12 protein-coding genes and 1 pseudogene are annotated in these 15,414 nt (G+C 71.9%); 9 read left to right on the forward strand and 4 right to left on the reverse strand.

Features of this window, described 5'->3' with window-relative positions; genetic code table 11:
- The first annotated feature begins 198 nt into the window (after positions 1-198).
- Positions 199-924 carry a transcriptional repressor LexA gene (lexA, locus tag AC1DIW_RS13900; RefSeq protein ID WP_442280273.1) on the forward strand — a complete coding sequence of 242 codons (726 nt, stop codon included), beginning with the start codon at positions 199-201 and terminating at the stop codon, positions 922-924.
- Between the two features lie 12 nt (positions 925-936).
- On the forward strand, positions 937-1,833 hold the full coding sequence (locus AC1DIW_RS13905) for a hypothetical protein (RefSeq protein ID WP_478108893.1): 897 nt from the start codon (positions 937-939) through the stop codon (positions 1,831-1,833).
- 61 nt (positions 1,834-1,894) lie between these two features.
- On the opposite strand, the gene AC1DIW_RS13910 is transcribed toward AC1DIW_RS13905, so the two are convergent.
- Positions 1,895-2,848: a Sir2 family NAD-dependent protein deacetylase gene (locus AC1DIW_RS13910; RefSeq protein WP_478108895.1), complete on the reverse strand. Its 954-nt coding sequence runs from the start codon at positions 2,846-2,848 to the stop codon at positions 1,895-1,897.
- Between the two features lie 4 nt (positions 2,849-2,852).
- Positions 2,853-4,406: an AMP-binding protein gene (locus AC1DIW_RS13915; RefSeq protein ID WP_478108897.1), complete on the reverse strand. Its 1,554-nt coding sequence runs from the start codon at positions 4,404-4,406 to the stop codon at positions 2,853-2,855.
- 118 nt (positions 4,407-4,524) lie between these two features.
- Between AC1DIW_RS13915 and AC1DIW_RS13920 the strand changes: the two are divergent.
- The 7 genes and pseudogenes from AC1DIW_RS13920 to AC1DIW_RS13950 all read left to right on the forward strand — a co-directional run bounded on the left by AC1DIW_RS13920 (position 4,525) and on the right by AC1DIW_RS13950 (position 11,733).
- Positions 4,525-5,708 (forward strand): annotated as a pseudogene (locus AC1DIW_RS13920) (acetyl-CoA acetyltransferase).
- Positions 5,709-5,798: 90 nt separating this feature from the next.
- Positions 5,799-6,746 carry a LysR family transcriptional regulator gene (locus tag AC1DIW_RS13925; protein WP_442280278.1) on the forward strand — a complete coding sequence of 316 codons (948 nt, stop codon included), beginning with the start codon at positions 5,799-5,801 and terminating at the stop codon, positions 6,744-6,746.
- 61 nt (positions 6,747-6,807) lie between these two features.
- Positions 6,808-7,389: a peroxidase-related enzyme gene (locus AC1DIW_RS13930; RefSeq protein WP_442280279.1), complete on the forward strand. Its 582-nt coding sequence runs from the start codon at positions 6,808-6,810 to the stop codon at positions 7,387-7,389.
- Entirely contained in the window at positions 7,386-8,909 is a 1,524-nt protein-coding gene (locus AC1DIW_RS13935; protein ID WP_442280280.1) for a gamma-glutamyltransferase, read from the forward strand. Before AC1DIW_RS13930 ends, AC1DIW_RS13935 begins: the two co-directional genes overlap by 4 nt.
- A 78-nt stretch (positions 8,910-8,987) precedes the next feature.
- On the forward strand, positions 8,988-10,313 hold the full coding sequence (locus AC1DIW_RS13940) for a class I SAM-dependent methyltransferase (RefSeq protein WP_478108900.1): 1,326 nt from the start codon (positions 8,988-8,990) through the stop codon (positions 10,311-10,313).
- Positions 10,310-11,182, forward strand: a complete 873-nt coding sequence (locus AC1DIW_RS13945; protein WP_478108901.1) for a DUF1295 domain-containing protein — start codon at positions 10,310-10,312, stop codon at positions 11,180-11,182. The genes AC1DIW_RS13940 and AC1DIW_RS13945 overlap by 4 nt, the downstream gene beginning before the upstream one ends.
- Positions 11,183-11,217: 35 nt before the next feature.
- Positions 11,218-11,733, forward strand: coding sequence for a cupin domain-containing protein (locus AC1DIW_RS13950; protein ID WP_478108903.1), 516 nt, complete (start codon positions 11,218-11,220; stop codon positions 11,731-11,733).
- 21 nt (positions 11,734-11,754) lie between these two features.
- On the opposite strand, the gene AC1DIW_RS13955 is transcribed toward AC1DIW_RS13950, so the two are convergent.
- Complete coding sequence (locus AC1DIW_RS13955) at positions 11,755-14,220, reverse strand: ComEC/Rec2 family competence protein (RefSeq protein ID WP_478108904.1); 2,466 nt, start codon at positions 14,218-14,220, stop codon at positions 11,755-11,757.
- 62 nt (positions 14,221-14,282) lie between these two features.
- Positions 14,283-15,293, reverse strand: coding sequence for a ComEA family DNA-binding protein (locus tag AC1DIW_RS13960; protein WP_478108906.1), 1,011 nt, complete (start codon positions 15,291-15,293; stop codon positions 14,283-14,285).
- Between the last annotated feature and the right edge of the window lie 121 nt (positions 15,294-15,414).

Raw genomic sequence — 15,414 nt, forward strand, 5'->3', positions numbered from 1 at the left:
ACACATGTTCGATAGAACGTCTGTACGAGTTCTAGCACGTATGTTCGATGAAGTCGAGACACGCCTCGAACAGGTGTTTGGCAACTGTGTTCGAACCTCGTAGTCTCTGCTCACACCAGAAACCTCACCAGCCACCACTGACACTGGCCCCGCGCCGAGCGTCACACCGCGGTCTGACGAGCTGACGAAAGGGACACCATGGGCGTCACCGAGCTTCCCGATCGCGAGACCGGCGACGGCCTCACCGTCCGCCAGCGACGGGTGCTCGAGGTCATCCGCAACTCCGTCGACCGCCGCGGCTACCCCCCGAGCATGCGCGAGATCGGCGACGCGGTCGGCCTGGCCAGCCCCTCCAGCGTCTCCCACCAGCTCAACGCCCTCGTCGCCAAGGGCTACCTGCGGCGTGACCCCAACCGGCCGCGCGCGCTCGAGGTCGTCTCCCCCGACGCCAAGGCCGAGGAGCTGGGCTACCGCGGGGGCGACGCGACGCCGCAGCGTGCGCGGGGCGACCAGTACGACACCGACACCGACTCGGGCGACGCCCGCCCGGAGGCCTCCTACGTCCCCGTGCTCGGGCAGATCGCAGCCGGCGTGCCGATCACGGCCGAGGAGGTCGTGGAGGACGTCTTCCCGCTCCCCAAGCAGCTCGTCGGCGAGGGCGACCTCTTCCTGCTCAAGGTCAACGGTGACTCGATGGTCGACGCCGCCATCTGCCACGGGGACTGGGTCGTCGTGCGCCAGCAGCAGCACGCCGACAACGGTGACGTCGTGGCGGCCATGCTCGACAACGAGGCGACGGTCAAGACGTTCAAGCGCAAGGACGGCCACGTGTGGCTGATGCCGCACAACCCCGACTTCTCCCCCATCGACGGCGACCACGCCACGATCCTCGGCAAGGTCACGGCCGTCCTGCGTCGCATCTGAGCCCGCGGTCCGATGACACCGTCACGCACTCGGGACGTTGTCCTCACCTACCGGTACCTGCGCGGGGCGATGATCGCCCTGCTGCTCATGCTGCTGCTCTCGGTCGGCTACCAGTGGTGGTGGGAGACGGACCACTCGTGCTGGCTCGGGTCGATCAGCGCCTACTACTACACGCCCGCGCGCTCGGTCTTCGTCGGCTCGTTGTGCGCCCTCGGCGTCAGCCTCATCGCCTACAAGGGTCACTCCCCCGAGGAGGACGTGCTCCTGAACTTCTCGGGCCTCATGGCCTTCGTCGTGGCCATGGTGCCGACCGTGCCCGACGCACGGTGCGGACCGAACGCCTACACCCAGACCCCGGTGGAGATCGCTGCCGCCGTGCGCAACAACATCTGGTCGCTCGTCGTCGTGGCGGTCAGCGCCGCGGTCGTCGCCGCCTGGCTGAAGCGCGGCGCCACGACCCGCGATCCCAGTGAGCTCCCCACCGCGCGCTCGGTCGTCATCACCGTCGTCTGCGGTGCGGTCCTGCTCGGCGAGCTCACGCTCTTCCTTCTGCTGCGCGACCGGTTCATCGCGTTGAGCCACGGCATCGCCGCAGGCACCATGGTGGCGGGAGTCATCGCTGTCATGGTGCTCAGCGCGCTGCGCGCGGAGGAGCGCCACCAGTCCGTCGCCTCCCACCAGGGTGCCACCTACAAGCGGATCTACATCGCGATCGCGGTCGCCCTGGCCGTCGCCCTCGCGGTGACGGTGCTGACGGCCCTGACCTGGAGTGGACTCGACCACCTCGTCCTCATCTCCGAGGCCATCATCATCGTGCTCTTCTGCACCTACTGGGGTGTGCAGACCAAGGAGCTGTGGGACCTGCGCGACGGCACAGAAGCGCGACCGGTGAGGTCCGTGGCCGAGTAGCCTTCTGGTCGTGGGCGATTCGCCGCCATCCGATGCCGACGATGCTCAGGCGTTCGGAAGCTCAGAAGGTCAGGGAGCAGCGGAGGTCCTCCAGGGTCGGGCCGAGCGGGGCGTGCAGCCGCAGCGTCGCCTGCGCGTCGCCCCGCGTGGCCGAGCGCGTGACGATCGCGACCGGCACGCCGCGCTGGTGCGCGCGACGCACGAAGCGGTACCCGCTCATCACGGACAGCGACGACCCGAGCACGAGCACCGCGCCGGCGCCCTCGACCATCGAGAAGCACTGCTCGACAAGGGCCTTGGGCACCGACTCACCGAAGAAGACGACGTCGGGCTTGACGGTGTCGTTGCCGCAGACCAGGCAGCGCGGCGCGTGGAACGAGTCGACGAGCGCGTCGGCGAGCACGATGTCACCGTCGGGCCGCACCTGCTCCCCCCACTGCGAACCCACCGTGCGTGCAGCCTCGGCGAAGCGCTCCATGAAGCCGGGGTTCGCCTCGGTCATCCTCTGGTGCAGGCCGATTCGCGAGGTGTACTCACCGCAGGTGAGGCAGACGGCACGGTCGAGGGAGCCGTGCAGCTCGATGACGTCGGTCGCTCCGGACGCCTGGTGCAGGCCATCGACGTTCTGCGTGATGATCGGCCCGACGTACCCGGCCGCCTGCAGGTCGGTGACGACGCGGTGGCCCTCGTTGGGCTCGGCCGCGTTGAAGCGCTGCCAGCCGATGTAGCTGCGGGCCCAGTAGCGTCGTCGCGCCTCGGGCGATCCCGCGAACTCGCCGTACGTCATCGGCTCGACGCGGCGGGTCCCGTCCGGTCCCCGGTAGTCGGGGATGCCGGACTCCGTCGAGAGGCCGGCACCGCTGAGCACGACCACCCCACCACCACTGACCAGGTCCACGAGGTCGTCGAACGTGCCGAGGTCGTGCGTCTCGAGCGGCAACGTGCGCGAGGTCGAGAGCCGCGTCGTCGCCGCGGTGAGCGTCGGTTGCGGAGGTATGCCGTTCAGCTGATGCACCCGGTCAGCCTACGTCGGCTGCCGCCGCCTCCCGGTCCCATGTCGAGGGTGTGACGGCACGTCGGCGAAGCTCCGCCTTGCGCACCTTGGCCGTGGGAGTTCGCGGCAGCTCGTCGACGAGCTCGACGTAGCGCGGACGCGCGAAGCGCGGCAGGACGGAGTCGACGCGCTGGACGAGCTCATCGCAGTCGAGGCTCACGCCCGGGGCGGGGACGACGGCCAGCATCACCTCGTCCTCGGTGCCGGCAGGGACCGACGGCACGGCGTAGGCGGCCACCTCGGCGACGCCCTCGAGTGCCGCGACCGCGCTCTCGACCTCGAAGGACGAGATGTTCTCGCCGCGGCGACGGATGCAGTCCTTGGTCCGGTCGACGAAGCTCACCCAGCCCTCGGCGTCCATGACCCCGGAGTCTCCGGTGTGGAACCAGAAGCTGCGCCACGCCGCGACCGTCGCCTCGGGCAGCCCGTGGTAGCCGGCCATGAAGCCGAACGGCACCCGCGGGCGGACCATGATCTCCCCGACGGTTCCTCGCGGTACCGGCAAGTCGGTGTCCGAGTCGCGCACCTCCACCTCGAACCAGCGGTCGAGGACGAGACCGGCCGTGCCGGGCCGCGACTGCCCCAAGCGGCCGTAGAGCGGGATGTTGACCTCCGTCATGCCGTATGCCGTCACGACCTCGGGCACGCCGAAACGCTCCCGCCAGGCGGCTTCGTGCGCGGGAGGGTTCGGCACGGGGCACACGACGCGGAGGCCGAGCTCCCGGTCGTCGGCGCGGGGCGGCTGGGCGATGACGAACTCGGACATCGAGCCGAGGAGGTTGGACACCGTGCAGCGGTGCTCGCGCACGTCCCGCGTCCAGGAGCTCGCGCTGAACCGGGGGCGCAGGACCGCGCTGGCCCCGGCCAGGATCGTCGCCCCGAGCTGCATGAGGAGCCCGTTGGCGTGGAAGAGCGGCATCGTGACGTAGTAGCGGTCCTCGCCCGTCAGGCCCAGCCCCTCGATGCTGCCCACACCGAAGAGGACGCAGTGGGCGTGCGGCATGACGACGCCCTTCGACGGGCCGGTGGTGCCCGAGGTGTACATGACGCAGGCGGTGTCGGCAGCCCGCGGCAACGGCCCCTCCCATTCAGGCGCCGACTGCCATCCGGTGAGGTCGATGACCTCCAGGCCTGCGGCGGACCCGAGCGCGTCGCGGACGGCACGGGTGCCGGCGGCGTCAGCGACGACGAACCGGGCGCCGCAGTCGTCCAGCTGATGGGCGAGGAACGCACCCTCAAGGGCGGTGTTGACAGGCACGATGACAGCACCGAGCCGGCCGAGGCCCAGCCACACCCGGACGAAGTCGAGGCCGCTGGGGAGCAGTACCACCACCGCGTCTCCGCGGCCCACCCCGACGGACGCGAGTCGGGACGCCACCCGACGCGCGTCACGTGCGGCTGCGGCATACGACAGCGAGCCCTGCCCGATGACGTGGACCAGCTCGCGACCACCCAGCTCGTCGGCTCGCTGCTCGAGCACGAGCGGGAGCGCCCAGCGAGTCACGTCATCGTCGAACATGACTGCCAGACAAGCACTCCCACGCGGGGATCCCCGTGTGGCGGGACGACACTGGCGGAGCGGCGAAGTGGCCGCCCGACCCACGGGAGGTTTCGGCACGCGAGCTAGCGTGAGCCGCATGAGCCTGCGCGACGCCTTCGGCACCGATGTCCTCGTCACCGGTTGGGGCCACACCCGGTTCGGCCGCCTCGACGACGAGTCCCTGGAGAGCCTCGTCGTCAGCGCAGCCAGCGAGGCCCTGGAGTGCGCAGGGGTCGAGCCGGGGCAGGTCGACGAGGTCGTGCTCGGCACCTTCAACTCAGGGATGTGGCCGCTCGGCTTCGCGTCGTCACTCGCCCTCCAGGTCAGCGACGACCTCGCGAACGTGCCCGCGACGCGCGTCGAGAATGCCTGCGCGTCGGGCTCGGCGGCCGTGCAGCAGGGCGTCAAGTCGATCCTCGCGAGGACGGCCCGGACCGTCCTTGTCATCGGCGCGGAGAAGATGACGCACGCACCCGCCGACGTCGTGGGCGCAGCACTGCTCGGCGCGGACTACGAGCTGGCGGGACGCGCGTCGACGACGGGCTTCGCCGGGCTCTTCGCCGACGTCGCCCGGCACTACGAGAAGCTCCACGGCCCGGTCGTCGACACCCTCGGCTCGATCGCCGCGAAGAACCACCGCAACGGCGTCCTCAACCCCTACGCGCAGCTGCGCAAGGACCTCGGCGAGGACTTCTGCCGGACGGTGTCGGACCGCAACCCCGTCGTCGCCGACCCGCTGCGCCGGACCGACTGCTCACCGGTGTCCGACGGCGCCGCCGCCCTCGTGCTCTCGACGCGCCCCACCGGTGGCCGTGTCGACCCGGTGCGCCTCGCCGGCTTCGGCCACGCCAACGACTTCCTGCCCGCTGGCAAGCGCGACCCGCTCGCGTTCGCGGGGACCACGGCCGCCTGGGAGCGCGCGCTCGCCATGGCCGACGTCGACGCCGCGGGCCTCGACCTCGTCGAGCTCCACGACTGCTTCACCATCGCCGAGCTCGTCGTCTACGAGGCGATCGGTCTCGCGGCGCGGGCGAGGGGCACCGACTCCTCGAGGCCGGCGCCGTGCACCGCGACGGCCGACTGCCGGTCAACGTCTCCGGCGGGCTCAAGGCCAAGGGGCACCCCGTCGGCGCCACGGGGGTCTCACAGCACGTGCTGGCCGCGATGCAGCTGTCCGGCACGGCCGGTGACATGCAGCTGCCGACGGCGCGGCGAGCCGCCGTCCACAACATGGGCGGTCTCGCAGTGGCCAACTACGTGAGCGTCCTCGAGTCGGTATAGGGCCGGCTCCGGCCGCCGGCGCCCCATCCCCAGGGTCTACGCGACATCCAGGTTCTACCGTTTTCCATAATCATCGGTTATGATGGACGCATGATCGATGCTGCCGGCCTGCGGGTCATGAAGGCCATCGCCGACGAGGGAAGCTTCACGAGCGCGGCCAACGCGCTCGGCTTCACCCAGCCGGCCATCTCGCAGATGGTCCGGCGCCTCGAGCAGCGCACCGGAACCGTCCTCGTCGAGCGCTACGGTCGCCAGGTGCGCCTCACCGAGGCCGGTCAGGTCCTCGCCCGCCACGCGGTCGGCGTCCTCGCCGCTCTCGACGCCGCCGAGGAGGAGATCACGGCCATCGCCGGGCTGCGCGCCGGACGGGTCCGTCTGCAGGCCTTCCCCAGTTCGTCGGCCACGCTCGTGCCGCGCACGCTGGCCATCCTCAAGGCCCGCCACCCCGACATCACCGTGACCTTCACCGAGGCGGAACCGCCGGAGTCGCTCGCTGCCCTGCGGCGCGGCGACTGCGACGTCGCGGTGGCGTTCGCCTATGAGGGCGGCGACCTGGGCGAGCTCGAGGAGGACCTCTCGCTGCTCGTCACGCGCCGGCTCATGGACGACGAGGTGCGACTCGTCGTCCCCCGTGCCCACCCGCACGCCGGCGACGAGGCGGCGTCGCTCGCCGACTTCTCCGGCGAGGAGTGGATCGCCGGGTGCCCTCGCTGCCGCGGCCACCTGCTGTCCCTCGCCGACACCGCGGGGTTCCGCCCGAACGTCGCGTTCGAGACCGAGGACTACGTGGCCCAGCTCGGGCTCGTCACCGCCGGTCTCGGAGTGGCGCTCGTGCCCGACCTCATCCTCAACGCCGCCAAGCACGACGAGGTCGCGACCCTGCCGCTCACCCCCGCGTCGCGGCGGCAGATCCTCGCCGTCACGACATCCGACCTCCAGCGCGTCCCCGCCGTCGCCGCGGCGCTTGACGCACTGTGCGAGGCCGCCGGCGCCGACCCCAAGGCGTCCCCCGCACAGCTGGTGGCAGCCAAGGCCTGACGGCTACCAGCGCGCGGGCGCGTGAGGGGCGCGTGGCCACCACCCGGCATACGGTGGCCTCATGGGTGACCACGAGCGCATCTCCTACCTGCCCGTACCCGAGCGCGACGACGTCCCGGAGGGCGTGAGCCGCCTCTGGGACAAGGCGCAGGAGGCGTTCGGCTTCGTGCCCAACGTCTTCCGCGCCCAAGCCGTCAACGGCGAGCAGTTCCTCGCCTGGTGGGGCTACTTCAACCTCCTCGTCAACAAGGAGGGGCACCTGTCGAACGCCGACCGCGAGCTGCTGGCTGTCGTCGTCAGCAGCGTCAACCGCTGCACGTACTGCGAGGTGAGCCACGGCGCCGCGCTCCGCGAGTACACCGGCGACGCCGTCACGGCCGACCTCGTCGCGTCGAACTGGCGGCAGGCGGGGCTCGCCGAGCGGGAGTACGCCATGGCGTCCTACGCCGAGAAGCTCACGCTCCACCCCGCCGAAGTCACCGAGCGCGACCTCGAACCGCTGCGCGCCGTCGGGCTCGACGACCACCAGGTGGTCGAGCTCGTGCAGGTCGTCGGGATGTTCAACCTCACCAACCGCGTGTCGAGCGCCCTCGGCTTCGTGCCGAACCCGGAGTACCACTCGATCGGCCGAGCGACCTCATGACCCGGGTCGCGCTCTCCGCCCCGGGTCCGGGGGCCCTGCGGGCCGGACTCGAGGTGGCCTCCGAGGGCGGGAACGCCGTCGACGCGGCGATCGCCGCGTCCCTGGCCGCCATGAGCACGGAGCCCGGGGTCGTCAGCCTCATGGGGGGCGCCTTCGTCAACGTCTGGCTCGCCGGCTCCGACCCGGTCGTCATCGACGGCAACGTCGAGATGCCCGGCCGCGGCCTCGACGCGTCGGCGTTCGGCCACGGCGTGCGCCAGGTCCCCACCACCTACGGCGGCGGCGTGACGATCGGCGCTGGACACGCCGCGGTCGCTAACTCCGGTGCCGTGCAGGCACTCTCGGTGGCCAGGGACCGTTTCGGACTGGTGCCGTGGCGACGCCTCGTCGAGCCCTCTGCCCGGGCCTGCCGCGAGGGCTACCGAATCGGCGCAGCCGCGGCCCTCTACCTCGCCATCGTCCGCGACACCCTCTTCGGTCAGGATGGCGAGGCTCACGCACTGGTGACCGGGGCGGACGGCGGCCCGCTCGAGCCGGGCGAGACGTCCCTGAACGTCGATCTCGCCGACATCCTGGACCTGCTTGCGGCACAAGGCGTTTCACTCTTCACCACAGGCGCCGTCGGTCGGGTGCTCGCCGAGGACATGGCGGCGAACGGGGGCCTCGTCACCCAGGCCGACCTCACGGCATACCAAGCGGTCGTGCGCGCACCGACGATGCGGACCGTCGGGTCATGGGACATCGCCCTCAACCCGCCGCCTTCCGTTGGCGGCCCGATGCTCGCGGCGATGCTCGGCCAGCTCGCGCGACACGAGGACTGGACGTGGGCCGAGGTCATCGAGATCCAGCGTCGTGTCCTCGCCTACCGCCTGTCCGTCCACGACCAGTCCCGTGACCTCGACGCAGCGGGCCACGCACTTCTCCAAGCGGTCGAACGACACGGGCTGGCGGGACTGCCGACATCGGCCTCGACCGCTCACGTCTCTGCCGTCGACGAGCACGGGAACGCCTGCGCCATCACGATGTCCTGCGGATACGGCGCCGGCATGGTGATCCCCGGCACCGGCATCCTGCTCAACAACGCGCTCGGTGAGCCCGAGCTCAACCGTCTGGGCGTTCACGCCGTCGCGCCCGGGACCCGGCTCGCGTCCAACATGGCGCCGACGACCGGACGGAGCGCCTCCGGCACCGCGCTCGCGGTCGGCTCGCCCGGTGCCGACCGGATCACCACAGCCCTCATGCAGGTGCTCGGTCGTGGACTCCTGCGCGGCCACGACCTCCAGCACTCGATCAACGCGCCACGGTTGCACGTGCGGTTCATGGACGACGGCTCCCCACGCGTCGAGCACGAGCCGTCGGACGACATCGCCGCCGCGATCGAGGCCAGTGGTCTGCCGGCCCACCGTTTTCCCGGACCGCACATGTACTTCGGTGGGGTGGGCGCGGCCGTGCTCGGCCCCGACGGTCTCGTGGCCGCGGGCGACGCGAGACGCGACGGGGCCGTGGGGGTATCTCCATGACGGCTTGGCGCACCCTCCCATCCGACGCGCCACCGGCCCCGAATCATCCCGAGTAGACCCCAACGAGAGGCCACCCCGATGACCATGACCGACGACCGCCCCGACGCTCCCGTCTCAGCTACGGCCTCCTCCCGAGCGAACGGCATCGCTGCGCGGCTGGCGGCCGTCGTCGAGCCCCTCTTCGGCGGCCGTCTGCCCGTGCGCCTCAAGGCGTGGGACGGCACGGTCGCCGGCCCCACTGACGCGCCGACCGTCGTCCTGCGCGACCCGGCTGCCCTGCGCCGGCTCCTGCGCCACCCCGGTGAGCTCGGCCTCGCCCAGGCGTACGTCACGGGTGAGCTCGACGTCGAGGGGGACCTGCTCGACGGGTTCCGTCGTGTGTGGTCGACGGCCCGAGCCCTGACGGATGGTCGCCCGTCGGCCGGCGCCGTGGCCGCCGTCGCGAAGAACGGCATCCGCACCGCCTTCGACCTCGGCGTCGTCGGCCTGCCGCCCGAGCCGCCCGTGTCGCAGGCTCGGCTGCGTGGGCGCCTGCACACCAAGACCCGCGACCGCAGTGCGATCGAGCACCACTACAACCTGTCGAACGACTTCTACTCCCTCATCCTCGACCCGCACATGGCCTACTCCTGCGGCTACTGGACGAGCACCGAGCCCGGCTACACCGTCGAGGACGCCCAGCGCGACAAGCTCGACCTCGTCTGCCGCAAGCTCGGGATCGAGCCCGGAGGCCGCCACCTCGACATCGGCTGCGGCTGGGGCTCGCTCTCGCTCCACGCAGCCGAGAAGTTCGGCGCGCACGTCGTCGGCGTGACGATCTCGAGCGAGCAGAAGGCGTTCATCGACGCGCGGGTCCGGGAGCGTGGGCTCGAGGAGCAGGTCGAGATCCGGATGCAGGACTACCGCGAGGTCCCCGACGGCCCGTTCGACACGATCTCCTCGATCGAGATGGGTGAGCACGTCGGACAGCGCAACTACCCGACGTTCACCGGCCAGATCCACCGCCTGCTGAAGCCCGGTGGCCGGGCGCTGATCCAGCAGATGTCGCGCACGACCCGCCCCGGCGGTGGCCCGTTCATCGAGGCCTTCATCGCGCCCGACATGCACATGCGACCCGTCGGCGAGACCGTCGACCTCATCGAGCAGGCCGGCCTCGAGGTCCGCGACGTGCACGCGATGCGGGAGCACTACGTCTGGACCGTCAACGCGTGGTACGACACGTTCGAGGCCAACTGGGACCAGGTTGTCGCCATGGTCGGCGAGGAGGTCGGGCGCGTCTGGCGCCTCTACCTCGTCGGCGGCGCCCTCGCCTTCGAGGAGGGCCGGATGGGCGTCGACCAGATCCTCGCCGTCAAGCCGACGGCCGACGGCCGCAGCGGTATGCCGGCCGTGCGGGCCTGGTGACCACGGTCTCGTCGGCCTGGCCGACGTTCGCCCCCGCCGTCGAGGCTACCGGCTTCGACGGCGGGGCCTTCGGACGCACGCTGCTGCTCACGGCTCTTGCCGTCGTCGTCGTCCTCGGCATCACGTTCGCCGTGGCGCTTCGCGTCGGCAAGCAGGCCGTCATCGACGTGACGTGGGGGCTCGGTTTCGTGGCCATCGCCCTCACGGCCTTCGCCACGAGCGGCGGCCACGGGGACGACCTCCGACGCTGGCTCGCCCTCGGCCTGACGGCCGTGTGGGGGCTCCGGCTCGCCGGACACATCTTCAGCCGGTCGCGCGGCAAGGGCGAGGACCCCCGCTACGAGGCCATGCTCAAGCGCGCTGACGGCAACCCCAACGTCTACGCGCTGCTGCACATCTACCTGCCCCAGGGCGTCATCATGTGGTTCGTCTCCCTCCCGGTCCAGATCGCGATGTTCGTCGAGGGCGGGATCGCCTGGGTGCTGTGGCTCGGCGTGGTCGTCTGGGCCGTCGGTTTCTTCTTCGAGTCGGTGGGCGACCTGCAGCTGACCCGCTTCCGCAACGACCGTGCCAACAAGGGCACGGTGCTCGACACCGGGCTGTGGCGCTACACCCGGCACCCGAACTACTTCGGCGACGCCAGCGTGTGGACCGGACTCTTCCTCGTGGCGGCGAGCGCGTGGCCCGGCGTGCTGACGATCCTCTCCCCCGCCGTGATGGTGTGGAACCTCTACGGCGGTACCGGGAAGAAGCTCTTGGAGAAGGACATCGGCGACCGCCGTCCGGACTACGCCGACTACGTGCGCCGCACGAGCGGCTTCTTCCCGTGGCCGCCCAAGCCCGCCGGCCCGTCGGCGACGAAGGACTGAGCGCACGTCGCTGCGGGTCGAGGATGATGGGCGTCATGCGACCTCCTCTCGCCGAGCTCCTCGACCTGCAGCCACACCCGGAGGGCGGGTGGTACCGCCAGACGTGGGCCTCACCCGAGACCGTGACCCTCACCGACGGACGAGTCCGTGCGACGGCCACGCTCATCCACTTCCTGCTGCCAACGGGTGAGTCCTCGGCGTGGCACCGGGTGTCCTCGGACGAGGTGTGGCTCGCCCACACCGGTTCGGTCGCCCTCGAGCTCGGGGGCGACGGAGCCGTCCCGGAGGCTGACGGCGACGCGGAGACCGTCGTGGTGGGTCTCGACCTCCCGGCCGGCGAGGTGGCCCAGGCTGTCGTGCCGGCCCACGTCTGGCAGCGCACCGTGCCGGGACCCGCTGACGCCCTGGTCAGCTGCCTCGTCTCGCCGGGGTTCGACTTCGCGGACTTCGAGCTCGCCAGACCCACCGGCCCCGACGGTGACGTGCAACGCGCCTCGGCCGGTCCCGAGGACGAGCCGGTCGACCCGACGGCGCCGACCAACCCAGCCTGATCCCTCGGCCGGCGGAGCGTCTCACCTCGACACGGCTCGAACCGTCCCCCCGCTGGCGACGACCGCGACGTCACCCTCGAGGTCGGTGCGATGGACCTCGAACCCCCTGTCCTGCAACGACTTCATCGTTGCCGGCGCAGGATGGCCGTAGTCGTTGCCCTCCCCGACGCTGATCAGCGCGAGCCGCCCGTCGATGTGGTCGAGGATCCGGTCGTCGCGGTTGCTCGACCCGTGATGGGCCACCTTGAGCACGTCGATGTGTCCCCAGCGTTGCGGGTCGAGCTGGGACTCGTGCAGCACCTGTCCCGCGGCTTCGCGCTCGATGTCGCCGGCGAGCAGGATGGTTGTGCCGCGCAGGTGCATCGTCAGGACGACGGAGCCGTTGTTGGGCACCGACCCGGCGTCGATGCGACGTGCCGGCCACCAGACGTCTGCCGTGACCGACCCCACGGTGAGTCGTTGTCCGGCGCGCAGCTCGCCGAGCGGCACCTTGGCGGCAGCGGCCAACCGCGCCACCCGAGTCGCCTCGGCAGGCGGGTCGAGCACCGGCGACGCCCGGATCTCGGCCACCGGCCGCTCGAGGACGGCGCTCAGGCCCCCGACGTGGTCGGCGTGGTAGTGCGTCAGCACGAGGAGGTCGACGGCTGTCGCGCCGATGCGGTCCAGGCAGGCACGCATCGGCTCGGGGTCCGGGCCGGCGTCGATGACGACGACGTGCCCGTTGCCGTTGTCCGCCACGAGGCCATCCCCCTGACCGACGTCGCAGGCGATCAGGGCCCAGCCCGGCGGCGGCCAGGCGATCGGCGCCGTCGGCAAGCCGACCCCCGCCGTGAGCACGACGACGGCCACGGCCACCGTCGGTCGGTGCCGGCCGCGATGCCAGGCACACGGCGCGGTGGCGATGACTGCGGCGGTGAGACCCGCGAGCAGGACCGCAGCACCCGCGGAGTCTCCCCAGTCGAGGCTGCCGAAGGGCAGCCCGGCAGACCACCTGGCCACGGCAGCGATCACCTGCGCCGGGAGGGCCGCTCCCCAGGCGAGCCACCCGGCTCCCGTGACCCAGACGACCGACACGAGCGCGACCACGACACCGATGACGGTCGTCGGGGCCACGAACGGCGCCGCGAGGAGGTTGGCGAGGACCGCAACGAGGGACACGCTGCCCTGCAGTGGCACGACGAGCGGGGCACAGACCGCCTGGGCGGCAACCGGGATGGCGAGCACCGGTCCCAGCGGCTTGAGCGGGCCCGGCAACCGACGTGCCACGGCGCGACCCCACGGCTGGGCGAGGACGAGCAGTCCGAGAGTGGCGACGCTGGAGAGCGCGAAGCCGTAGGAGCGGGAGAGCCACGGGTCCCACACGAGCAGCACCGCGATCGCAGCGGCGAGCGCAGGGACCCCGGCCCGTCGACGGGACGTCGAGAGCGCGAGCAGGCCGACGAGGCCCATGACGGCCGCTCTCACGACACTCGGTTCGGGCCGGGCCAGGACGACGAAGCCGAGCAGCCCGACGGCGGCCACCGGTGGCCGCCACGGGCGCCGGATGCCCATGCTCCCGCAGAGCCACAGGACGGCAGCGAGGACGAAGGTCACGTTGCTGCCGGAGACCGCACTGAGGTGGCTGAGCCCCGTCTCGAGCATGACCGCGGTGAGATCGGGCGGGGTGTGCGAGGTGTCTCCGACGACCAGTGCCGGGACGAGCCCCCGGGCATCGGGCCAGAGGCCGGCGGTCGCCGAACGGAACCGCTCGCGAACGGCATCGGCCGCCTCGAAGACACCGCCCGGTCCCGCGACGACGCGCACCGCACCCTTCGGCGTCGCGACCGCGACGACGTCGTCGCCGGGCTCGGACGGGCCGAGCCGCACCGCCACCTGGACCTGGTCGTGCCACCTCAACGTCGACCAGTCCGAGCCGCGACCGATGACGAGGATCGGTGCGCTGACGGTGGTCGTGAGACCACGACCGGACACCTGCGCCACGTCGAGACGGACCACGGTGACCGCCGGCGCCGTCGGTCCGTCCCCGTTCGCGTGTCCCGCACCCGACACGGCACGTGGTTCGGCCGCGACGGTGGCGCGGACGGTGACGACGGCTCTCTGCGACGCCAGGTCGGTGACCGGGCCGGCCATCCGCACGGCCCGGTGACCAGCCGCGGCGCCGAGCAGGAGACCGAGCACCGCGCATCCCGCGGCCACTGCACGCAGACCCTGATGCCCTGCCGACGAGGCGCGCCGCGCGGCTCCGGTGGTTCTCCCGCTCCGTCTGACGCCCGGTCGCCGGTGCTGCCGGGAAGTGCCGGCGAAGCCCGTCAGACCGCCGACCGCCAAGGCCACGAGCGCCGCGGCCGTCACGAGCCAGACCGGCGCGACCAGGGCCCAGAACGCCACGACCGGCCAGGCGAGCACCACGGGCACGAGCAGGCGGAGGTCGATCCTGAGCCGGGACCGCGGCCGGACCCGGCGCACCGTCTCCCGACCGGTGAGCACGACGAGGGACGGCCCGCGCGGCCTCTGTTCGCGCTCCCTCCGCGACTGAGACGGCGGCGCCGTCACAGCGTCACCTTCGGCCGCAGCTGCGCGAGGAGCTTGTCGCCGATGCCGCTCACCTCCCCGAGCTCGTCGACCGAGGTGAAGCGGCCGTGCTGGGTGCGCCAGTCGATGATCCGTTGCGCGAGAACCGGTCCGACACCGGGAAGGGCGTCCAGGGCCGCGACATCGGCGGAGTTGAGGCTCACCGGTGCGCCCGAACCAGAAGAGGATCCCGGCACCCCGGCGCCACCAGCGGAACCCGGGGGCCCAGCCATGCCGCTCCCGGGCGCCGGCGCCTCGCCCGGCCTCGGCACTCGAATCTGCTCGCCGTCGATGACGAGCCGCGCGAGGTTGAGCGCAGCGAGGTCCGCCCCCGGCCGTGCACCCCCGGCGGCCGCGATCGCATCGGCCAGCCGAGCTCTTGGTCGCAGCCGGACGAGGCCGGGTCGCACCACCTGCCCGACGACGTGCACGACCAGCTCCGCGCCTGCTGGCGGCACGACGGGAACCGAGCCGGAGATCGCCCCGGAACGACCCGTCGCCGTCGTCACTCCGTCCGGGACAGCAGCCGTGGTCGCCGCGCCACCGACGACCTGGAGGGATCGCGACGATCCGGGTGCGACGTCCTGCACCGACGTCGACCGTTCGGCCCACAGCACGCGGAGCACAAAGACGCACCCGACGGCCAGCACGAGCGCGAGCAGCGACACGACGGCCGCGCTGCTGATCGCGCGACGGCCCGTGCGCAGCTCGTCAGGCACCGTGAGCAGGCCCGGTCGGCGGGCTCGGCGCAGGTCCGCGTCGAGTCGCGTGACCTCGTCGTCCTCGGTCGCCCGGGACGACAGGCGCCGCACGGCCGACGCGACGCGGCCCCCTCCGGGCGCGTGAGGAACCCAGCCGCCGTCTGCCTCCGCCGCCGGACCTGGACCGTCGGCACGCGCCTCTCCTGGTGGGTCCGCCGCCGAGCTGGATCCGAGGACCCGGGCGACCCGCTCGAGGTCAGGCGGTCTCGGGGCAGGTCGGAACGGCATACCCCGACGGTAGGAAGCCGGGCGCCCGCCAGACGGTGCCCGGGCACCCGCTGGGGACAACCCCGCCCGAGGCCGGAGGGGTGTGGACGGCCACAGCACGAGACGGCCCGCGCGTCGATGC

The sequence above is a fragment of the Terrabacter sp. 01T434 genome, assembly GCF_056398545.1.

What these genes read in the sequence shown, in the direction of transcription:
- lexA (WP_442280273.1), top strand. Translation starts at nt 199, where the DNA reads ATGGGCGTCACCGAGCTTCCCGATCGCGAGACCGGCGACGGCCTCACC.
- AC1DIW_RS13905 (WP_478108893.1), top strand. Translation starts at nt 937, where the DNA reads ATGACACCGTCACGCACTCGGGACGTTGTCCTCACCTACCGGTACCTG.
- AC1DIW_RS13915 (WP_478108897.1), bottom strand. Translation starts at nt 4,406, where the DNA reads ATGTTCGACGATGACGTGACTCGCTGGGCGCTCCCGCTCGTGCTCGAG.
- AC1DIW_RS13925 (WP_442280278.1), top strand. Translation starts at nt 5,799, where the DNA reads ATGATCGATGCTGCCGGCCTGCGGGTCATGAAGGCCATCGCCGACGAG.
- AC1DIW_RS13930 (WP_442280279.1), top strand. Translation starts at nt 6,808, where the DNA reads ATGGGTGACCACGAGCGCATCTCCTACCTGCCCGTACCCGAGCGCGAC.
- AC1DIW_RS13935 (WP_442280280.1), top strand. Translation starts at nt 7,386, where the DNA reads ATGACCCGGGTCGCGCTCTCCGCCCCGGGTCCGGGGGCCCTGCGGGCC.
- AC1DIW_RS13940 (WP_478108900.1), top strand. Translation starts at nt 8,988, where the DNA reads ATGACCATGACCGACGACCGCCCCGACGCTCCCGTCTCAGCTACGGCC.
- AC1DIW_RS13950 (WP_478108903.1), top strand. Translation starts at nt 11,218, where the DNA reads ATGCGACCTCCTCTCGCCGAGCTCCTCGACCTGCAGCCACACCCGGAG.
- AC1DIW_RS13960 (WP_478108906.1), bottom strand. Translation starts at nt 15,293, where the DNA reads ATGCCGTTCCGACCTGCCCCGAGACCGCCTGACCTCGAGCGGGTCGCC.